Annotated in this window: 19 protein-coding genes and 1 pseudogene; 10 read left to right on the top strand and 10 right to left on the bottom strand. The window is 70.3% G+C overall.

All coding sequences use genetic code 11. From position 1 onward, the window contains the following. The first annotated feature begins 207 nt into the window (after nucleotides 1-207). The 3 genes from ABD52_RS07455 to ABD52_RS07445 all read left to right on the top strand — a co-directional run bounded on the left by ABD52_RS07455 (nucleotide 208) and on the right by ABD52_RS07445 (nucleotide 4,787). The gene (locus ABD52_RS07455; protein WP_047891294.1) at nucleotides 208-1,401 is read left to right on the top strand and encodes an alanine--tRNA ligase-related protein; all 1,194 of its coding nucleotides are present in this window, start codon (nucleotides 208-210) and stop codon (nucleotides 1,399-1,401) included. An 88-nt stretch (nucleotides 1,402-1,489) separates the two neighbouring features. Continuing rightward, nucleotides 1,490-2,950, top strand: a complete 1,461-nt coding sequence (locus tag ABD52_RS07450; RefSeq protein WP_047891293.1) for a 26S protease regulatory subunit — start codon at nucleotides 1,490-1,492, stop codon at nucleotides 2,948-2,950. Nucleotides 2,951-2,966: 16 nt separating this feature from the next. Continuing rightward, nucleotides 2,967-4,787, top strand: a complete 1,821-nt coding sequence (locus ABD52_RS07445) for an acyl-CoA dehydrogenase (RefSeq protein ID WP_047891302.1) — start codon at nucleotides 2,967-2,969, stop codon at nucleotides 4,785-4,787. Nucleotides 4,788-5,532: 745 nt separating this feature from the next. Here the strand turns inward: ABD52_RS07445 and ABD52_RS07440 are convergent. The 3 genes from ABD52_RS07440 to ABD52_RS07430 form a co-directional block, all read right to left on the bottom strand. Next, complete coding sequence (locus ABD52_RS07440; protein WP_047891292.1) at nucleotides 5,533-6,633, bottom strand: hypothetical protein; 1,101 nt, start codon at nucleotides 6,631-6,633, stop codon at nucleotides 5,533-5,535. Nucleotides 6,634-6,958: 325 nt separating this feature from the next. Next, a complete protein-coding gene (locus tag ABD52_RS07435; RefSeq protein WP_047891301.1) occupies nucleotides 6,959-7,531 on the bottom strand; it encodes an HD family hydrolase in 573 nt (190 codons plus the stop codon). 54 nt (nucleotides 7,532-7,585) lie between these two features. Next, complete coding sequence (locus ABD52_RS07430) at nucleotides 7,586-8,332, bottom strand: GntR family transcriptional regulator (RefSeq protein WP_047891300.1); 747 nt, start codon at nucleotides 8,330-8,332, stop codon at nucleotides 7,586-7,588. Nucleotides 8,333-8,510: 178 nt separating this feature from the next. Here ABD52_RS07430 and ABD52_RS07425 point away from each other — a divergent pair, with 178 nt between their 5' ends. The 4 genes and pseudogenes from ABD52_RS07425 (at nucleotide 8,511) to ABD52_RS40115 (ending at nucleotide 10,759) form a co-directional block, all read left to right on the top strand. Beyond that, nucleotides 8,511-9,701 (top strand): helix-turn-helix domain-containing protein, encoded by a 1,191-nt coding sequence (locus ABD52_RS07425; RefSeq protein WP_047891291.1) that lies wholly within the window; start codon nucleotides 8,511-8,513, stop codon nucleotides 9,699-9,701. A 355-nt stretch (nucleotides 9,702-10,056) separates the two neighbouring features. Next, nucleotides 10,057-10,374 (top strand): annotated as a pseudogene (locus tag ABD52_RS41650) (hypothetical protein); the annotation flags it as partial. Then, nucleotides 10,371-10,589: a hypothetical protein gene (locus ABD52_RS07420; RefSeq protein WP_047891290.1), complete on the top strand. Its 219-nt coding sequence runs from the start codon at nucleotides 10,371-10,373 to the stop codon at nucleotides 10,587-10,589. The pseudogene ABD52_RS41650 and the gene ABD52_RS07420, both read left to right, overlap by 4 nt. Beyond that, complete coding sequence (locus ABD52_RS40115) at nucleotides 10,586-10,759, top strand: hypothetical protein (RefSeq protein ID WP_166456489.1); 174 nt, start codon at nucleotides 10,586-10,588, stop codon at nucleotides 10,757-10,759. Before ABD52_RS07420 ends, ABD52_RS40115 begins: the two co-directional genes overlap by 4 nt. Nucleotides 10,760-10,789: 30 nt before the next feature. On the opposite strand, the gene ABD52_RS07410 is transcribed toward ABD52_RS40115, so the two are convergent. Both ABD52_RS07410 and ABD52_RS07405 read right to left on the bottom strand, forming a co-directional pair. Further along, complete coding sequence (locus ABD52_RS07410; RefSeq protein WP_053065313.1) at nucleotides 10,790-11,374, bottom strand: GIY-YIG nuclease family protein; 585 nt, start codon at nucleotides 11,372-11,374, stop codon at nucleotides 10,790-10,792. A 102-nt stretch (nucleotides 11,375-11,476) separates the two neighbouring features. Then, the gene (locus ABD52_RS07405) at nucleotides 11,477-12,442 is read right to left on the bottom strand and encodes a hypothetical protein (RefSeq protein ID WP_047891288.1); all 966 of its coding nucleotides are present in this window, start codon (nucleotides 12,440-12,442) and stop codon (nucleotides 11,477-11,479) included. A 399-nt stretch (nucleotides 12,443-12,841) separates the two neighbouring features. Here ABD52_RS07405 and ABD52_RS07395 point away from each other — a divergent pair, with 399 nt between their 5' ends. Beyond that, nucleotides 12,842-13,783: an AEC family transporter gene (locus ABD52_RS07395; protein ID WP_047891286.1), complete on the top strand. Its 942-nt coding sequence runs from the start codon at nucleotides 12,842-12,844 to the stop codon at nucleotides 13,781-13,783. Nucleotides 13,784-13,789: 6 nt separating this feature from the next. On the opposite strand, the gene ABD52_RS07390 is transcribed toward ABD52_RS07395, so the two are convergent. Beyond that, nucleotides 13,790-14,443: a Type 1 glutamine amidotransferase-like domain-containing protein gene (locus ABD52_RS07390; protein WP_047891285.1), complete on the bottom strand. Its 654-nt coding sequence runs from the start codon at nucleotides 14,441-14,443 to the stop codon at nucleotides 13,790-13,792. 139 nt (nucleotides 14,444-14,582) lie between these two features. After that, nucleotides 14,583-14,945: a nuclear transport factor 2 family protein gene (locus ABD52_RS07385; RefSeq protein WP_047891284.1), complete on the bottom strand. Its 363-nt coding sequence runs from the start codon at nucleotides 14,943-14,945 to the stop codon at nucleotides 14,583-14,585. 137 nt (nucleotides 14,946-15,082) lie between these two features. On the opposite strand from ABD52_RS07385, the gene ABD52_RS07380 reads away from it, so the two are divergent. Further along, nucleotides 15,083-15,664 (top strand): dihydrofolate reductase family protein, encoded by a 582-nt coding sequence (locus ABD52_RS07380; protein ID WP_047891283.1) that lies wholly within the window; start codon nucleotides 15,083-15,085, stop codon nucleotides 15,662-15,664. A 111-nt stretch (nucleotides 15,665-15,775) separates the two neighbouring features. Here the strand turns inward: ABD52_RS07380 and ABD52_RS07375 are convergent, their stop codons facing one another. Then, entirely contained in the window at nucleotides 15,776-16,756 is a 981-nt protein-coding gene (locus ABD52_RS07375) for a hypothetical protein (protein WP_047891282.1), read from the bottom strand. 85 nt (nucleotides 16,757-16,841) lie between these two features. After that, the gene (locus ABD52_RS41390; protein ID WP_255352837.1) at nucleotides 16,842-17,243 is read right to left on the bottom strand and encodes a DUF664 domain-containing protein; all 402 of its coding nucleotides are present in this window, start codon (nucleotides 17,241-17,243) and stop codon (nucleotides 16,842-16,844) included. Between the two features lie 22 nt (nucleotides 17,244-17,265). On the opposite strand from ABD52_RS41390, the gene ABD52_RS07365 reads away from it, so the two are divergent. Then, nucleotides 17,266-18,018 (top strand): GNAT family N-acetyltransferase, encoded by a 753-nt coding sequence (locus ABD52_RS07365; RefSeq protein WP_047891280.1) that lies wholly within the window; start codon nucleotides 17,266-17,268, stop codon nucleotides 18,016-18,018. Nucleotides 18,019-18,078: 60 nt separating this feature from the next. Here ABD52_RS07365 and ABD52_RS07360 read toward each other — a convergent pair whose 3' ends face one another. Further along, nucleotides 18,079-18,783: a hypothetical protein gene (locus ABD52_RS07360; RefSeq protein WP_047891279.1), complete on the bottom strand. Its 705-nt coding sequence runs from the start codon at nucleotides 18,781-18,783 to the stop codon at nucleotides 18,079-18,081. Nucleotides 18,784-18,870: the final 87 nt, after the last annotated feature.

The following is an 18,870-nucleotide window of genomic DNA, read 5'->3' as shown; positions in this document are numbered from 1 at the left end:
GTGCGGGGCGGGCTACCGTCGGAGTATGCAGAGCAGGCGCACCTTTACCGCCGCGGCCGCGCGAGCTTCCCGCTCGCCGGTTGCCGCCGCCTGACCTGCCCCACACCCACGCCGGCGACCGGAAACGGTCCGCCGGCGTCGTCGTGTCGACGCCGTCAAACGCGCGCGGCGGGCCGTCCGGTCACCCGTACCCGGAAGGCACCCGCCATGACACCCGACGAGATCACCCGGACGTTCCTCGACCACTACCAGCGGCACGACCATCGGCGTGCGCCGGAGAGTTCGCTCGTTCCGCCGCCCGGCGACCCGGTGCTGTTCACCACGTCCGGCATGCACCCGCTCACGCCGTACCTGCTGGGGCGCCCGCACCCGGGCGGGCGGCGACTGGCGAACGTGCAGCGGTGCCTGCGCACCACGGACCTGGACGAGGTGGGCGACAGCACCCACCTGACCGTGTTCCAGATGCTCGGCTCGTGGTCGCTCGGCGACTACGACATCGCGACGAGCCTGCGCTGGGGCTTCGAGCTGCTCACCGACGGGTTCGGCATCCCGGCGGGGAAACTGCACGCGACGGTGTTCGGCGGCGACGACCGGCTCGGCCCGGACGACACCGCGCGGGACACCTGGACCGGGCTCGGCGTCCCGGTGGAGGCGCTCGGCGAGGACAACTGGTGGTCCAACGGCCCGACCGGCCCCTGCGGACCGGACTCGGAGATCTTCGTGTGGACCGGCGACGGCCCGCCCACCGGCACACCGAGCACCGACGCGCGCTGGGTGGAGGTGTGGAACCACGTGCAGATGCGCTACCACGGGCACCCCGACGGGCGGCTCACGCCGCTGCCGCACTCCAGCATCGACACCGGCATGGGCCTGGAACGGCTGGAGATGGTGCTGCGCGGCGACCGGTCCGTGTTCACCGGCGACGGGCTGCGGCCGTGGGTGGACGTCGTCCGCGACCGGTGGGACCTGCGCGGTGAGGACCTGCGCGTGGTCTCCGACCACCTGCGGTCCGCGGTGGTCGTGCTCGGTGACGGGGTACGCCCCGGCAACACCGGCCGCGGGTACGTGCTGCGGCGGCTGCTGCGCCGCGCGCTGACAGTGCTGTGGCGCGACGACCCGGCGCGCACCCTGGACGAGATGCCACCCCAGGTGTACGCGGACACGCTGCGCCGCTTCCGCCAGGTGCCCGATCCGAGCATGCGGCCGGTCGACGTCGGCTCGCTGCACGCGACGCTGGTGGACGAGGAACGCCGCTTCCGTGGACTGCTGCGACGCGGACGGCCGCTCGTGGACCGGGTACGGGCGCGCGGGCCGCTGACCGAACGCGACTACCACTGGCTGCACGACACCCACGGGCTGCCCCGCGACCTGGTCGACGGCCTGCTCGCCGAGGCGAGCTGAGCGGTGGCCGCCCGGCCGGGCCGGTGCCAGACTCGGAGGCGGACGCCACGCGAGGGAAGCGGACGCCGCCGCGAGGAGAGGGCTGCCGATGACCGAGGTACGGCCGGACGAGGAGACGGTGCCGCTGCTCGGCGCCGAGGTGCGCATCACCGACGCGGCAGGGCTGCTCGCCGCCGCCGTCGACGGTCCGGTGGACCTGCTGTCCGGCGGCGACTTCCCCGCCCCGGTGCGGGAGGTCCGCTGCACCGTGCGCGCCGACACCGCCGCCGAACCGCCGGTGCACCGCTTCGAGGCGTACCTCCGGGTGGAGGCCGCACCGGCGGGCCTGATCGCCCTGGGGCTGGCCGGGCCGGTCGGCCTGCTGCTCGCCGAGCGGCTGGCCGCGCGCGGCGGCGACGGCCCGGCCGCCGCGGTGGGCCGGATCGCGGCGGAGGCCGGGCGGCGGATCTGGCCTCGCCCGGTCGCCACGCTCGTCGCGCCGCCGCGCGACCCGGCCGGCCGGGAGGTGCTGCGCGCCGCCGAGGAGGCAGGGCTGCGCCCCCGCGTCGACCAGGACAACGGCACGGTACGCATCCGCGCCGACGTACCGAGCGCCGACGTGGATCCGGCGCACCTGCGGGCGATGCTGGGCCTGCTGCTCCAGGCCGTACGCGAGTTGTCCGGCGACAGCGAGGAGCCGGCGGTGCTGCGCGGACGGACGTACCTCGTGGGGCGGCGACCGGTCACGGTGGCCGGGCCGCGCAGCGCGGCGGTGACCCTCGACCAGGTCGGCGGCCTCCCCGACGTGGTCGCGCGGTTCCGCGAGGTGGCGGTGTCGTTCCGGCACCCGCAGGCGATGGCCCGCTGGGGCGCGCGCAGGCCGCAGGGCATCCTGATGTACGGCCCGCCGGGCACCGGCAAGACGATGCTGGCCCGCGCGCTGGCGAACGAGGTCGGCGCGGACTTCGTGGAGATCCGTACCCCGGAGATCCTGGACAAGTACCTCGGCGGCTCGGAACGCAACATCAAGCGCATCTTCCGGGAGGCACGCCGCTACCGGCGGCCCACCGTGATGCTGTTCGACGAGTTCGACTCGATCATCAGCTACGCCGGTGCCGGCGGCGACGCGGCCAGCCAGGCGGTCAACGCGGTCGCGGGCATCTTCAAGCAGGAGATGAACACGCTGTTCGAGGAGAACCCGGACGTCATCGTGGTCGCCACGACCAACTTCCCGCAGCGCGTGGACGCGTCGCTGATCCGCTCCGGCCGCTTCGACCTGAAGATCGCCATCCCGGCGCCGGACGAGGCCGGACGCGCCGAGATCCTCAGCAAGATGATCCGCGAACTGATCGACCGGCACGAGCGGCCGGGCTTCAAGATGTTCGCCGACGACGTCGACCCGGCCGCGCTCGCCGCCGACACGGCCGGGCTGACCGGCGCGGACCTCCGGGAGGTGCTGCGCCGGGTGCAACTCGCCAAGGCGCTCCGGGAGGCGGCGGAGGGTGCGCCACCGGCTCCGATCGGTCAGGATGACCTGCGGGAGGCCGTCGCCGGGTTGCGCCGCGGCTGACCGGAAGGAGTCCACGTTGTCCTCGTCCGATCTGCTGCTGTCCCGCCGTGACCTCGCGTTCCTGCTGCACGACTGGCTGGACGTGGCGCGGCTGACCGAGCGGCCCCGCTACGCCGAGCACACCCGGGAGACCGTCGACGAGGTGCTGGACCTCGCCGCGCGGGTCGCCGCCGAACGCTTCGCCCCGCACAACCGGGCCGCCGACACCGGCGAACCCACGTTCGACGGGCAGCGCGTGCGGACCATCCCGCAGGTCAAGGCCGCCCTGGAGGCGTTCGCCGAGACCGGGCTGCTCGCCGCCACCATGGACGAGTCGGTCGGCGGCCTGCAACTGCCGCACACCGTGGCCGCCGCCGCCTTCGCCTGGTTGCAGGCCGCCAACGTGGGCACGTCGGCGTACCCGATGCTCACCCTCGGCAACGCCAACCTGCTGCTCGCCCACGGCAGCGCCGAGCAGATCGACACCTGGGTACGCCCCATGATCGAGGGCCGGTTCTTCGGCACCATGTGCCTGTCCGAGCCGCAGGCCGGCAGCTCCCTGGCCGACCTGACCACGCGGGCCGAGCCGCAGGACGACGGCACGTACCGGATCGTCGGCACCAAGATGTGGATCTCCGGCGGCGACCACGAACTGGCCGAGAACATCGTGCACCTGGTGCTCGCCCGCATCCCCGGCGCGCCGCCCGGCGTGAAGGGCCTGTCGCTGTTCATCGTGCCGAAGGTGCTGCTCGACGACGGCGGCAACCTCGGGCCGCGCAACGACGTGGTGCTGGTCGGCCTCAACCACAAGCTCGGCTACCGGGGTACCACCAACACGCTGCTGAACTTCGGCGAGGGCGTGCACCGGCCGTACGGGCGGGCCGGGGCGGTCGGCTACCTGGTGGGGCAGCCGCACCAGGGGCTCGCGGTGATGTTCCACATGATGAACGAGGCGCGCATCGGCATCGGGGCCGGCGCCACAGCGCTCGGCTACACCGCGTACCTGAAGTCCGTCGCGTACGCCCGTCAGCGCCCGCAGGGCCGCCCGGTCGCCGACAAGGACCCCACCACGCCGCAGGTGCCGATCGTGGCCCACAGCGACGTACGCCGGATGCTGCTGGCGCAGAAGAGCTACGTGGAGGGCGCGCTCGCACTGGTGCTCTACTGCGGACGGCTGCTCGACGAGCAGAAGACCGCACCCGCCGAGGCCGACCGCGAACGGGCACAGCTGCTGCTGGACCTGCTCACCCCGATCACCAAGAGCTGGCCGGCGCAGTGGTGCCTGGCCGCCAACGACCTGGCCATCCAGGTGCACGGCGGGTACGGCTACACCCGCGACTACGACGTCGAGCAGCACTGGCGGGACAACCGGCTCAACGCCATCCACGAGGGCACCCACGGCATCCAGGCGCTGGACCTGCTCGGCCGCAAGGTCACCATGCGCGACGGCGCAGCGCTGGAGCTGCTGCTGGAGACCATCCGCGGCACCGTGACCCGGGCGTGGAAGGCCGAGGGGTTCGCCTCCGAGCTGGCCGGTCAGCTCGGCGCGGCGGTGGACCGGATCGCCGTGGTGACGCGGCGGTTGTGGGCCCCGGGTGATCCGGAGCTGGCGCTGGCGAACGCGTCGGTGTACCTGGAGGCGGTCGGGCACGTGGTGATCGCGTGGATGTGGCTGGAGCAGGTGCTGGCGGTGGAGGCGCTGGGGTCGCCGGATGGGGCCGAGGGGGAGTTCCTGGCGGGGAAGAGGCAGGCGGCGCGGTACTTCTACCGGTGGGAGTTGCCGAAGGTGGGGGCGCAGTTCGACCTGCTGGAAGGGCTGGACCGGACGACGCTGGACATGCGCGAAAGCTGGTTCTGAGCTGTGTGTGTCGGGCGAGCCGGCCCTGCCGTCACCACCAGAGCCACTGAGCACCCTGTCGGTGATGCCTGGTCGTCGGGATGGTGTCGACCATCCCGTTATCGCGATGTTCCTTCGCGGCGTTACGGCATGCGGCTCTCGCGGCCTGACGCTCCCTGCTGGTCCAGACGGCGTGGACGAATCAACGCGGTGGGCCTCCGCCCCGGCCAGCAACCGCGGGCCGGGGCGCGGGGAGTGTGGACCGTCTTTGTCCGTACGAGACATGGTCGCCCCTTTTGCCGCCGCGGGCGCGGTCGCCCGGGTGAAACGAGCCTAGGCTGTGCGCCGTGGAAGGAATGGCGTTGCTCCTGCTTTGCCCATGCGTGTTCTTTGTGTTGCTGTTCTTCGCCGCGACCGTGATCCTCTGGTTTCAGACCAAGCCGGGCAGCCGGTAGCTGAATCGGCCGTCGGAATGAGGGACGGTAGGGCCTCCGGCCCGAACCGGAGCCAGTTCTTCGGCAGGTTCAGAAGTCGCCGGCACGGCCGCTCGTTCGGGGAGCATGCCGCGCCGATCGCGGCAGAAGAGTGCATCGGTGAGAGGCGTTACCGTTCCGCCTAGTACATCGTCACCAGACTGATCACGCGCTGCTCCTGATCATGCCTCAAAGCAAGCCAGCGTTACGCTGGGTATCGTGCGTATCGCGGCAGGAGCGGATGCCGGTCGTAGGGCTGCAGCGAACCGTCGATCGCTAGCGCAAGACTGAGGCTAGGGTAGGTTGGCCCATTCGTCCATGGTGGTGGCCGCCTCGGCGATGCACTCGTCGATGGCTGACGCGAACGTCCCGGCGTCATGGGCCGGGAAGTAGATAGGGACGAGTCCGAACAGCGGCGCTCCGATGTCGACCCGTGATTTGTCCACCTTGGGGTTTAGGTTGTAGTGCATCAGCGTGTTGCGGAACGGCTTGGCGGCGGGCGCCAAGATCAGCCGGGCTTCCGGTGAGTCAACCAGCTTGTTGATGAACTGAATGGAACGGCTGGTGAGCGTCCGGAGCTGGCCGTCGCGCAGAATGCGGAGGCTGCCGAGGACCTGGTACAGCGTCAGGAAGCGAATCTTAAAGGCGGAATAGTCGGTGGCGCCAGATCCGCCGGTGCTGGCGATGTTTGCGAAATTCAGCATCGCCTGAAACACTGTGAGCAGCGCATTTAGGTCCGGGTTGGACGAACCGTCAAAGACCTTCGGGTAGTAGCGCTCCGAGCGGACGTCATCCACGTGGGAGTTGAACTTGCGGCCGTCTAGGTGGCTCACAAAAGTCTGGCCAGGGGTGCCAAGCCGCCCGCCCAGCGTGGCGACGAAGTGACCATACTCCTGGTAGATCGCCTGGATGTCGGCTCCAGACATGGTGAGGATGGCCTGTGGGTCTTGGCCCATGTGGAAGTTGGCGGCATGGGTAGTGCTGATCAGGCGCCCGTCATAGCGGTAGAGGCCGAGGTCGGTTTCGAGGAACCGGAACACCTTGAAGCGCACGTTACCAAGGAAGCGGCCTCGGTGCGCCGGCATGAGCACGTCGCGGAAGTAGGCAAGTTGCCCGTCGACCCCGCGCTTGGTGTCCTCGAAGAGCTTCAGGCTGTGACGGGAGCGCGCCACAATCTGCTGGACGCCGCTGGTGAGCAGCGCCGACGTTGCGGGGTCGATGGCCTTGAGTTTCGCCAGTGACTCATGGATGTAGAGAGACAAGTAGGGACTGATGCAGAAGGACAGGGTGCTCGCGCCGCCGCCAGCTATGGCGTGAATATCCGTAGTAAGGTTCCCGGCGTAAGCGGCGTCACTGGCTACGCCCTGTCGTATCACTGCCTCTTCGAGGGTCACGCGTCCATCATATGGCAAGGTGCAAATGCGATAAGCGCATCAGCGGTCGGATCGGGGTGGTCGGCAGGAACGTGGATGGGGAAGGTGTTACGAAGCTAATGGAGCGTGCGCTGTCCCTCACGGCGCGGAAAGTATGCGCGCGGGGAGGCGTGTGGGGCAATTCCGCTGTACGCGCATCGGCCAATCTTGACACGCGCCGAGCTGCGGCGTTATGGGGCCATTTCGTTCAGTGCCTGCGGCAAGCGTCACCTTCCTGAACGTGACGGAGACCCCTCCGTAGGGCGACGGAAAGCTAGATGCGAAGGGCCGTGGGTCGACCTCTGCATCACGGGTGTGGAGGATTCAGCCAGGCCGTCGGTGCACCGGTGAGAGCGGCGTCAGCAAGGCGGTGAGCGGACGTAGTCCGCAGTGCGGCGCGCGAGCTGTCGATCCAGCGCTGAACGTCCGCGACCCCCTGGTGCCGGTACTCAACCGCTTGGACGAGGCACTCCAACTTGTCCGCGTCGCGGGCCACGATGGCTTCCAGAGTTGCGCCGGCCTCGTACTCTGCGACGGCAGCATTGATCACGTCGGCAACGGCGGGCGGGCAGGCGGCGACCTGGTCGGCGGTGACGGCGGTGTTAGGCGCAGTGGTGAGGTAGCGCTTGGCGATGTGCGGGATGTCGGTGATCCGGGTCTCCTGGGTGTCGTGCAGGACGCACATCATCGAGACGCGACCCGGGTCGGCGCCCTCCATGGCCGCGAGCATCATGCCTATGAGCGCCGTGCGGAACGAGTGTTCGGCGATCGATTCGGGGTGCTTCACACCGGCGAACCACCAACCGGTCCGTGCGGCGCGCTTGAGTACGCCCGCCTCGAAGATGAAGCTCATGGCTCCCGCGTGAGGATCGGTCCTCATCGGAAGCGACTCCTCATCAGGCCTTGTCGACATCGCATCCCCCTCGTCAACTCGTCAGTCGATGGGGAGACGGTAGACGAGTTCGTATCGACCGCCGGGCAGCACGATGTCGGCCGTCTCCACCGGCGTACCGCCCGCCGTGTAGGTCCGCTCGATGGTGTGTACGAACGTGCGGGCCGGGAGGTTGAGAGCCTCGACCTCCTCGGCAGTCGCTGATCGAAGGCTGACACACTCTACGACCTCGTCGACCCGTACGCCGATGGTGTCCATGCGGGCCACGACGCCCTTCACGGAGCCGTCCTCGGGCCACTCAACCGGGGTGCCCTCGGTGACGGCGAGCGGCTCGTACGACACGGAGAGCTGTATCGGTTCGCCGTCGGCGAGGAAGCGATACGACGTCCGCATCACGGGCGCTCCCGGCTCGACGCCGAGCCGGGCGGCGATCCGCTCATCGGCCTTCTCGTGTCGGCTGTCGTGCTCCCACGTGCCCTGCTGCCCAGCGTCGGCCGCGTCGCGGGCGAACGGGGAAGTCGGGCCGTCGCCGGAGCGGACGTCGCGGCCTCGGGCATGACGGACCAGCCTGGTGGTGTCTCGGACGTATACGCCGGATCCGGCGCGACCCTCCACGATGCCCTCGCCCTTGAGGACGGCGATGGCCCACTTGGCGACGGTCCGGCTCACGTCGTACTGGCGCATCAGGCCGGACTCGGACGGCAACTTGGCTCCAGCGGGAAGTTCTCCGGACAGGATCGCGGCGCGTAGATCGGCGGCGATTGCCAGGTAGGCAGGCGGCGTTGGCATGTCGGTCACACCTCCGGTCGGCCCAACCAGTCGACCACAGAGCGCGGGGGAGCGGCAGGTAGGAACCGCCTCGACGTCAATGCGAGAGCACCGATCCACGTACACTGGCGCACGGGGTATGCCGGCTTCACCGGCCGGTGCCGGAGTCCCAGCCCTCGTCCTGGGAGGCAGGCGAGACATGGCCAGCAAGGCCGACACGATCGGTGCCCGGATTCGCTACTGGCGGATGCGCCGTGGCGGGATGAGCCAGGCCGTTCTCGCCGGGCTCGCCGGGGTCAGCCAGTCCTACATCTCCCAGGTCGAGTCCGGCCGTAAGACGATCGACAGGCGCTCCACCCTGGTCGCCGTCGCCGCCGCGTTGCAGGTCACGGTCGCGGACCTGCTCGGGCAGGGCACCGAGACGGGTGACCCGGCACGTGAGCGCGCGGCCGAGTGCGTACCGGCGATCTGGTCCGCACTCATCGAGATCGAGGACGGCGAGCGGCGGCCGTCGACGCGTACCCGGGAAGCGCTGGCGGCGGGCATCGCCCGCAGTGAGCAGCTCCGCCACCGCTCGAACTTCCCGGCAATGGCCCAGATGCTGCCCGGCCTGCTGCTGGAGGCCGCCGCAGTCGGTGGACCTGCGCTCGCGCAGGTGGCGTACCAGGCGTCCGCCTGTCTGCGGCACCTCGGGTACCGCCACCTGGCGTTGAACGCGGCGCGGGTGGCGGTGACGGCGGCCGAGGACGTCGAGGAGGCGGCGTGGCTCGGCGCGACCCGTTTCGCGTACGCGCAGAGTCTGCCGATCGAGTCGGCGTCCCTCGCCGCGCGGGCGGCTGACCGCTCCCTTGCAGAGCTGCAGTCCGCCGCGTCCGACGAGCGGGTCCGGCAGATGCTCGGTCAGTTGCACCTGTCGGCGGCTCTGGCCTCGACAGTCAGCGGGCGCCCGGACGCCGCGCGTGACCATCTGACCGAGGCCGCCCGGGAAGCGGCGACCCTCGGTGACCCGGCGGACGGCGTGGGATTCAACGGCTGCGGATTCGGGCCGACGAACGTGACGCTGTGGGAGATGTCCATCGCGGCCGAGTCCGGCGAGCCCGGCCGGGTGATCGAGCTGTCCCGCACGGTACGGCCGCAGGTGCTGGCGGCGTCGATCCGGCAGATGTCGTACTGGCTCGACCTCGGGCGGGCGCTGGCCGATTCCGGTCGCCGGGACAACGAGGCGATCGCTGCGTTCGTGCGTGCGGAACAGGCCGCGCCGGTGCCGTTCTCCCTCAACCCGCTCGCCCAGGACGCGGTGGTCGCGATGGCGCAGCGAGCCAAGCGGCGGGCGGTGCCGAACGAACTGCGTCTGCTGGCCGGGCGGCTGGGCATCAGCCTGGCGGCATAACCAGCGGTAATTTCTCCATCACCATGCGGCCCTAGTGTCCGTTTTCGGGTGAGGAAACGCCTCATCCTGCCGGGCGCGACACCGCACTCCCTTGTGCAGTGTCCGTCGTCCCGGAGCGGACGGAGGTGGTGATGGGCGGTCGGAACGGTTGGCGCCGCACGGGCCAGGAAACGCAGAAGGCCGAATGGGAAGCGGCCAAGCGGCGGATCCTCGCACTGGCCGAATCCGATCATGCGCAGACAGCGCCCGTCGAGTCGGCAGCGGCACAAGCTCCGCGCCGGGACGCCGACGTCGTCGCACCCTCCAGGTCACGCAGGAGGCGCCTGCCCTACGAGGGCTACCTCCTCGCTGTCGCGTCGACGCTCGTACGCCGGCATCGCCCGGCCTGGTCGTGGCGGAAGTGGCGGTGGGTGTGCCGCTGTGGTGCGGACCTGCCGTGCCGGAACCGTCACCGCGTACCGATCAATCGCGGTCACTGGCCGTCGCAGGAGGACCAGTGAGAACCACGGAACAGGCGATCATCGCGGTGCACGTACGGGGTCTGGACGGCATGTGCGTGGGTTGCCGGCTGTGGTGGGCGCGGCTGACTCCGTACCCCTGCTGGCAGGTCGCGTGGGCGACCAGCCGGCAGGCGCGCGCGAGCGTCGCCCGCTTCCTGGGGGTGCGCGGGTGAGCACCCACGGGCCGGTGCTGCCGATCTGGACGTGCGGCGGGTGCGGTGCGCCGTGGCCGTGCGCGACGCGGCGGCGGGAGCTTCTTGCGGAGTACGAGGGTGCGCCGGTGTCGCTGGCGGTGTACCTGGGGGCGCAGTTGGTGCGGGCGACGGCGGATCTGAGCTGGGCGCCGGCCGGGACGTTGCACAGGCGGTTCCTGGGGTGGGTGCGGTGAGCGTGTTGCGGGCCGGCGACGAGAAGTTCCACTACAGCGACGGGTCGCACCGGTGGACGGCGCCGGATCCGGAGTACGACCAGGAGGTGTGGGAGGAGCAGGTCCGCCAGCACAAGCTGGGTCACCTGCGCAACGAACGCCCGAGGGTACGCATCCGGCGGATCGGGTGATCCCGGCGGCGTGCCGGGCTGCGGCGTTCGCTAGGGCTGGGCCGGGCTGCTGCTGGTGTTGTACGAGTTCTTGGCGGCGACCACTGCGGCCTGGATGTGCTCGGGGTCGACGCCGTGGACGTTGAGCGGCGGGTGCAGACGCCTGACGAGTTCGGCCTCGATGATCGTCGGCTCGGGGTCCTCCGCCCAGGTCAGGCGCAGGTGCTCGTGCATCCACGCGGTCAGCCGCGTCTCGTCCTCGGGCACCAGGACGACGCGGTCGGTCCAGGTGGTGCGGTAGCCCTCGGACACGAGGAGGCCGGCCAGCGTACGGCGCAGGGTCGAGCTGCCCGAACGCCGCAGATGGTTGCGCAGGATCCGGCCCCGCAGGCTGGTCGCCCGGCCGAGATAGAGCATCCGCCGCGACGGGTCGCTGTCGTTCGGCGGCCCGGGGAGGTCCGGGAGGACCGAGGGAGCAGCCCACCAGGCGTAGACGCCGCTGCCACGGCTGAGCCGCTTGACGGCGACTTCGAGCGCGACCGGCACGCCGGAGAGCAACCGCAGGGCCTCGTCGACCCGGGCTTCGTCGGTCGGGACGTCGGCGGATCGCCGTTCGGGGATGGTCACCGGGACCATCCTAGGCGCTGGGCGGGTCGAGATCGGGTGGGGATCCTTCCCGCAAGACTCCTGGATGCCGGTAGGGCAATCAGCAGGCGACGTTCACGAACTGGGTTGGGCTCACTCGTCGTGGTAGTGGGGGTCGGCGGCTTCCTTGCGGGCCCAGTCGCGCATATCGCGGTAGTGCTCGGCGGTATGCCACGGTTCCTTGCGGACGAAGTCGCTGCCGATGGCGTCGTAGAGGGTGCAGGCCTGCTTGAAGTACCGGCCGTAGGTCAGCGCGAAGGCGAAATAGTTCCAGAGGATCGGTGTCAGGGTTGTGGTCTCGTAGTCGTCATGCCAGAACGACTGCTCGGCCGCGTCGTAGATCTCCGAGGCAACGTCCGGCCGTTGGTAGTACCGGTTTTCCCCGTTCTCGCCCTCCCAGCGGAAGTTGCGATGCACCTTCATGATCACTAAGGGGACGTTGGTAGCGGGGCGGGCCGCGGTTCGCTCCCGGGCGAAGCGGAACGCTGCGTCCCAGCTGCCGCCCCACTTGGGCAACAGGCAGTCGAGCATTTCCTCGTGCCCGAACAGATGTGACGGATCGATCTCGATAAGTCGATTGAATCGCCGCCAACGCTCCACGGCCGGTAGCTGGCGGTAGCGGCTCAGGGCGATCTTGTAGCGCCACGCGTCGGCCATTGCTGGATGGCGGTCCAGGGCCTGGTCGAGCAGGTTTTCGGCGAGTTCGAGGCGCTGGAACCAGACGGGCCAGGCCTCCTTGGGTACGGTGTTGGCCCAGCCGTCGCCGCGGGCTTCGCCGGCCCAGGAGATCGCGCGGGCGCCGCCGATGAGTAGCGGCAGCGGATCATCCGGCTGGGCCCGTATTGGTCCGTCGATCCACTCCTCGACACCGGGGGTAGCGGCAGCCACCGCGACGTAGTACATGAAGTGCTCTTTGTCGGCCGCGGCGAGGATCCTGCGGGCCGCGTCCCACTCGCGATCCAGCAGCGCCTCGTTCAAGAGTTCTGACTCGTCGTCGAGGAAGCCGTCGAACGCGAACTCGCCGCCCGAGAGCTTCTGCTTTTTCTTGAAGAGCCGCACAGCGGTGCAGGGTAGTGGATCTCTCGCGCGTTGTGGATCATGCATTCGGCCGCTACCCGGCGGGACAAGGTTTTGCAGCAGCGCCCAGTGCCATCCGCTCATCCGCAGAGCCGTGAGCGCTGGCCCTGTCCCGAGGGCGATGCGAGGCTGAACGCGTGGCTTTCCGATCGATGTACGCGTGGACAGCCCTCGGCTGCCCGTCGGCTTGGTAGGCACCGTGGACGCGTCGGTGTATCTGAAGACCGGCGAGGGTGCGGTGGAGTGTCACGGAACGGGGCTCACCCTGCGGCAGGTCCATGACACCCGCGCCCAGGTGGAGATCGTCGCCGGGCTCCTCGGCTCGTACGCTCCGGACGTCCGCCGGCCCCTGACGGGGCGCGACGCTCCGGTGACTCCCGCATGAGCCTGGTGGCGGCGTTCGTACCGATCTGGATCCTCACCGCGGTCGGCTACGCGGCCTGCCGTTGGGGCCTGCTGGGCGAGGCGGCGGCGTCGGTGCTCGGCCGGTTCGTGTTCCATCTTGCGATGCCGGCCGCACTGTTCCTGGCCCTGTCCCGGATGCCGCTGTCCGGATTCGCCGGCCGCTCGCTGCTCGCCTTCGCGGTGAGCACCGTCGCGGTCGTCGGGTTCGGGTGGGCCGGCGCGAGCCGGCTGTTCGGTCGCGAGCCCGGCGAACGGCCGATCTGGGGCATGGCCGCCGGGTACGTGAACTCGGCGAACCTCGGCATCCCGATCGCGACGCAGGTTCTCGGCGACGTGTCGTTCCTGGCGGTGGTGGTGCTGCTGCAGGTGCTGGTGGTGGCGCCCGTGATCCTGGTCGCCCTGGACCGGCACAGCGACCCGGCCGGGCGGATCAGGGTGCGCCGGATCGCCTCCCTGCCCGTACGCAACCCGGTGATCCTGGCGTCGCTGTTCGGTGTCGCGTGCTCGGCTGCCGGCCTGCGCCTGCCGTCGGCGGCCGCCGCGCCGCTGACGCTGCTGGCCGGTGCCGCGGTTCCGGCCGCCCTGGTCGCGCTCGGCGCGTCGCTGCACCGCACGGCGCCGTCGCGGGCAGAACCGGCCGAGCCGGCCGAGCCGGCCGGGGCGGCCGAGCTGGCCGCGGTCAGCGCGCTGAAGCTGGTCGCGCAGCCGGTCGTCGCGTACGCGGCCGGGCTGGCCCTGCACCTGTCCGCGCCGCAGCTGCTCGCCGTGGTGGTGTGCGCGGGCCTGCCGACGGCGCAGAACACGTTCATCTTCGCCCAGGAGTACGGCGTCGGCGAGGCGGTGGCCAACCGGGCGGTGGTGGTGACCACGACGCTGTCGCTGGCCACACTGGCCGTGGCGGCGACGCTGCTCGGGTAGCCACCGCTACGAGGGGAACCGCCTCCAGTGCCCCTCGGAGACGACCTCGACGGTGCCGTCGGTCACCTTGATGGCCGTCTGGTCGTCGATCGCGTACGCCGGACCGGCGATCTCGGCCACCCACTTCTCGGCAGCGGCCATGGTGTTGTCCGGTTCGAGGCCCAGGTGCGGGAAGATCGAGAAATCGACGAGCCCGAGTGTCCGGTCGTCGGGTGCGGACTGCCACTCGACGAATTCCGCACCGATCCGTGGGGTCAGCACCATGCTCCCCGCACTCAGCCCCACCCAGACGGTGTCCCGCAGTGACGGCAGGAGGTCCGCCAGCCCGGACTGCCGCATCCAGTGGCACAGGTACGTCGCGTCGCCGCCGTGCACGAGCAGGACGTCGGCCTCGCGGACCCAGGGGATCCAGTGCTCCTGGCCGATGCTGGGCAGCGCTGTCAGTTCGAGGACGCCCAGCGACTTCCAGCCGAGGCCGCTCATGGGCAGCGGTGTCTGACCGGTGATGAAGCGCCAGGCCGACGCCGGTCCGCCCATTGGGTACGCCGCCGTGGGGATGCAGAGGGCACTGGATTCGGCGATCGGCTTGCCCAGCAGGTCGACCAGCGCATCGTGGATGCTCGGGTTCTGGACGCCTGCGGATGTGAGGAGAAGTTTCACGCTTGCCTCCTGTACGTAGCGGTCATGACGCTATGCCCGGTGTCGGGAGATCGGTGCACAGGAATGCTGACCGGACGCCGAAACGAAACTCATCGCCGATTCGGATGCATGACCAGCGGACGCCGATGAGGACGTGGCGTCACTCGCGGATCTCCATCTCCGTCACCAAGCCGTCGTCGAGGCGGTAGACGTGCGTGACGGTGTGGTCGGCGAGCTTCGCTCCGACCTTGTCGTGGACGACCTGATGAACGGTGACGGCGACGCGGCCGTCGGCCTCCGTGCGGAACGCGGTCGGCGTGACGACGGGCTCGATCTGGTCCCACTGCCGGCGCCAGTAGGCACCCACCTGGTCCCGGCCGTGGACGACGCCTCCCTCCCAGCCGTTGGGCCACGAGACGTCCGGCGTCAGGGCGGCCAGCAGCGTGGGGACGTCACGCCTGTTGAAGGCCGCGTAGAGGTTCGTGAGCAGGGCCTGGGAGGTGGGGCGCCTCGGCACATCCATCGAGCCAGCATGGCCGGTGGACGAGAGCGCATGAAGACCTCTTCGCGGTCAGCAGAACGCGCGAGCGTCCGGCTGGGATCGTGTTCGTAGACTCCCGGCCCGCTAACTTGGGGGCACCCAAGGCAGAGGAGAGCCCCGTGGGCACTGTCGTCATGTACAGCTCGGTGTCGGTGGACGGCTTCGTCGCGGACGAGAACGACCAGCCCGGACCGCTGTTCGACTGGTTGACCAGCGGTGACGTCCCGTTGGACGCCAGTGGTGCGTTGAGGGTGTCGCAGACCTCCCACGACTACATCCGGCCGTACTGGGACCAGATCGGGGTGACGGTCGTCGGCCGGCACGTCTTCGACCTGACCGACGGCTGGGACGGGAAGCCGCCGAGCGGGATCGACCACGTGGTCGTCGTGACGCACCGGCCGGCGCCCGAGGGCTGGGACGCCGAGGCGCCGTTCCACTTCGTCGACGGCGTCGAGGCAGCCGTGGCCAAGGCGCAGGAACTCGCCGGTGACCGCATCGTCGAGGTCGCCGCCGGCGACGTCGGAGGCCAGGTGCTCGCCGCGGGCCTGGTCGACGAGGTACGCATGGACGTCGTACCCGTGGTGCTCGGGTCCGGCAAGCGCTACTTCGGGTCGGTCGACGCGCAGCACCTGCTGGAGGATCCCGACGTGGTGATTCAGGGCAACCGGGTGCTTCACCTGCGCTATCGGGTGCGCCGTTGACCGCTCTGATCCGCGGCTGCTGACACCGGCATCCACCCACCACGCGCTGCTGGCCGGCGGCAGCGGACGCGCGTCCGACGCCGGACGGGTGCGGCCGGCAGGGCGGTGCCGTCAGAGCAGTGCGAGTTGGCCCGGCATCGGCTCGTCGTCGAGGCGAGCGCCGAGCTGCCACAGCCGGAGCTGATCGTCCTCATGATGACGGGTGAGCCACCGGCCTGGCCGGTACGAGGGGTGGACGGCGCCGGATCCGTGGTGGTGCGGGTAGCGCACCTGGGAGCGGCACCGGAGGCTGAGCGCCGACAGCAGTAGATGACCCTCGGCGCTGTTCGGCAGGTCTGCGGTGTTCAGAGCGGCGAGGATCAGCTCCTCGCTCAGGAACACCGCACGGTCCACGTGTCGGCAGCTCGGGAGGCTCGGCGGCGTGCCCGGCAGGTCTTCCAGGTGTCGTTCTGTGAGGACGGCACCGGAGGCGACGTCGCGGACGGACAGGAACCCGTCGAGCGTCTGGGTCACGTAGCGGCCGCCTGCCGGGCTGAAACCGGCGAGACCGCCACCGGCCAGCGGCCGGGACACGATGCGCTCGGCGTCGAGCCGGATGAGCATGGCGCGTGACCGGTAGGGATCGAGCAGCGTCAAGCCGGTCCAGACGCCCTCGGGTGAGTGCATGAACCAGGCGGCCTCGGGACCGGGCAGCGGCGTGCGATGGATCTCCGCGCCGCTCACACCGTGGACGGCGACAAGTTCCGCGGTGTCGCCCAGACGGATCCAGAGGACGTGGTCGCCGTCGAGGTGGAAGCCGGCGCCGGCGCTGCCGCCGAGCCGATCCCAGCTGCTGCGCCACCGAACCGTGCCGTCGTGGTCGAGCACGACGATCTGATGCGCGTCGCCCGCCGCGACGAGTCGACGGGTGGCACTGACCGTCATCGGCGGGTCGTCGAGAGGCGCCGCCAGTCGCGTCACGCGACGCAGGTCGTGGTCGAGCAGGTTGACGGTGACGCTGTCCCGCTCAGTGACCGCCCAGCCGAGGCCGGTTGCCTCCGTGACATGCCGCATGCCGGGCAGCCGCACCTGGTTGATCAAGCGGGGTTGCATCGCGGCAGCATAGAGCCATTTCGGCGAGCCCGTCGGGCCGTCTGCGCGGACGCCCGTGCTGCATACCGCACTCGTCGGGCTCGGTTCAGCGTGGTCCCAGCCCGGTGCGCCCGTCGATCAGCTCGCGTACGGCGTCCAGGTGACCGGCGTGCCGAGCGGTCTCCTCGATGACGTGCAGAACGATCCGTCGCAGGTCGGTGGTCTGCGACGCCGGCGTCTCGTCCGGAAGACCTCGCCGCGATCTCGGACCACAAGCGAGATGATTCTCGACGCCCGGCCGTACGCGATTGACACGTCCAGGTCGGGAAGGGCAAGGTTGCAGTCGGCCACGCGCACCGCGTGGGCACTCTGCATGAGGGAATGACGCCTGTGATCCGGGTAGGCCGAGCGGCCGCCTGAGTGTCGACCACGCGACTGACGACCGTCGCGTGCCTGCGACACGGCGGGGCGGCCCGACGTTTCCTCCGCCCGTCGCAGCTTCTCTCATGCATCGAGGTCTCCCGTTGAGCATGGATGCCCGCATCCAGCAGTCCGTCGTCGTCAACCTGTCCCGCCGGCCCGCACCCGTCGAGGTGGGGCCCTTCGTGATCGGGCTGGACCCGACGACGACCAGCCCGTACGTCAACTACGCGACGCCGCGTCCCGGCGCCGCCGTGACCGCGGCCGACGTCACCGCCCTGGTCGCGGCGTTCCGCGCCGCGGACCGCAGACCCCGTCTGGAGTACGTCACCAGTTGTGCCCCCGATCTGGAGGCGCTGCTGACCGCCGCCGGCTTCACCGTGGAAGCCCGGCACACCTACCTGGTCTGCGTGCCGGGCACGCTGGCGTCGCCACCCGTGCCGGACCAGTTGAGCCTGTGCGAACCGGGTACCGACTCCCGGCGCGCCGCGCTGATCAGGGTGCAGAACGAGGCCTTCGGCGGCTATCCGGTCGCCTCCGAGGCCGACGTGGCTCGCCTGCGGCGCCAGCAGGACGCCGGGGGCGTGGTCGTCGCGGCAGTCACCGAGGGCGGTGGCTGCGCGGGCGGCGGCGGTGCGGCCGCACCGGTCGGCGCGGTCAGCGAGGTGGCAGGCATCGCCGTTCGCGCGCCGTACCGCCGCCGGGGACTGGCGTCTGCGATCACCGCCGAGGTGACCCGGCGGCTGTTCAGCGCCGGTACCGAGGTCGCCTGGCTGGAGGCCGGCGGTGCGGAGTCGTGGCGGGTCTACGAGCGCGTGGGCTACCGGCCCGCCGGTCAGCGGCTCTACATCGCCATGAACTGAGGACGGAGGAGCCCGGGCCGGGTGACTCACCCCCCCCTCGCGCCCCGGCGTGAGGGGGGATCAGGCGGTCAGCTGGTTCGCGTCGAGCCAACGTCGCCAGCTCACCCGGGTGACATTCCGCTCCGGGTGCTCGGCCACCTGGAGGACGAACTGCGCCCGCAGCCGAACCAGTGGATCGTCGGCGTACGTCAGCGTCGCCACCTCGTGGAAGAACAGCGGGTCGGAGAAATGACGGACCAGGCCCGCGTACATCCAGTCCTTGCACCGGTACGGGCGCCTCAGCGCCGCGAGGGTCAACGCGGCGAGCTGTGGCTCGACGCCCTCCGGGACGCCGGCCCGACGGAATCGGTGCAGGAGCACCTCCTTCGTCCCCCAGCGGGACCACATCGACGACTCCCGCGCTCCCCACTCGTCGGGATGGTCCGTCTCCCACTGCAGGTACAGGACGGCGTACGGCGCCCACCGGGCGCGTCTGTCGAGGTCGTCGTCAGGGGAATCCCGGAAGGCGCCGAGAGGAGCATCGATCGTCTGCTCTTGATGCCGGCGAAGGCGGGCGTGCGCCTCGTCCATCGCCGCCTGGAGCCGAGCCTGACTGGACCTCGACCGGTAGTGCGCCGACCACAGGCCGTTCCACTCGTCCAGCGCGTCGCTCGCCGCGGCGAGGGCTGCCTGGTGACGGGCCAGCGCCTGGTGGCGCGTGCCCGGGTCGCTCGCGACCAGGTCGAAAAGCCAGGAGTAGTCACCGCTCGGCTCCACCAGCATCATGGCAGCTTGCCATCCGCGCCCTTCCGGGAAGCAGCGGGAGACAGAGGTTCGGGAAGAGGAGGTGGATTTCAGCCAGGCCGCTCGTGA

The sequence above is a fragment of the Micromonospora sp. RV43 genome (assembly GCF_001029515.1).
Classification (GTDB): domain Bacteria; phylum Actinomycetota; class Actinomycetes; order Mycobacteriales; family Micromonosporaceae; genus Micromonospora; species Micromonospora aurantiaca.
The sequence above is the reverse complement of the archived record's forward strand: the minus strand, read 5'-3'. Positions and strand labels throughout refer to the sequence as shown.

What these genes read in the sequence shown, in the direction of transcription:
- ABD52_RS07455 (WP_047891294.1), top strand. Translation starts at nt 208, where the DNA reads ATGACACCCGACGAGATCACCCGGACGTTCCTCGACCACTACCAGCGG.
- ABD52_RS07450 (WP_047891293.1), top strand. Translation starts at nt 1,490, where the DNA reads ATGACCGAGGTACGGCCGGACGAGGAGACGGTGCCGCTGCTCGGCGCC.
- ABD52_RS07435 (WP_047891301.1), bottom strand. Translation starts at nt 7,531, where the DNA reads ATGAGGACCGATCCTCACGCGGGAGCCATGAGCTTCATCTTCGAGGCG.
- ABD52_RS07430 (WP_047891300.1), bottom strand. Translation starts at nt 8,332, where the DNA reads ATGCCAACGCCGCCTGCCTACCTGGCAATCGCCGCCGATCTACGCGCC.
- ABD52_RS07425 (WP_047891291.1), top strand. Translation starts at nt 8,511, where the DNA reads ATGGCCAGCAAGGCCGACACGATCGGTGCCCGGATTCGCTACTGGCGG.
- ABD52_RS07410 (WP_053065313.1), bottom strand. Translation starts at nt 11,374, where the DNA reads ATGGTCCCGGTGACCATCCCCGAACGGCGATCCGCCGACGTCCCGACC.
- ABD52_RS07395 (WP_047891286.1), top strand. Translation starts at nt 12,842, where the DNA reads ATGAGCCTGGTGGCGGCGTTCGTACCGATCTGGATCCTCACCGCGGTC.
- ABD52_RS07385 (WP_047891284.1), bottom strand. Translation starts at nt 14,945, where the DNA reads ATGGATGTGCCGAGGCGCCCCACCTCCCAGGCCCTGCTCACGAACCTC.
- ABD52_RS07375 (WP_047891282.1), bottom strand. Translation starts at nt 16,756, where the DNA reads ATGCAACCCCGCTTGATCAACCAGGTGCGGCTGCCCGGCATGCGGCAT.
- ABD52_RS41390 (WP_255352837.1), bottom strand. Translation starts at nt 17,243, where the DNA reads ATGAGAGAAGCTGCGACGGGCGGAGGAAACGTCGGGCCGCCCCGCCGT.
- ABD52_RS07365 (WP_047891280.1), top strand. Translation starts at nt 17,266, where the DNA reads ATGGATGCCCGCATCCAGCAGTCCGTCGTCGTCAACCTGTCCCGCCGG.
- ABD52_RS07360 (WP_047891279.1), bottom strand. Translation starts at nt 18,783, where the DNA reads ATGATGCTGGTGGAGCCGAGCGGTGACTACTCCTGGCTTTTCGACCTG.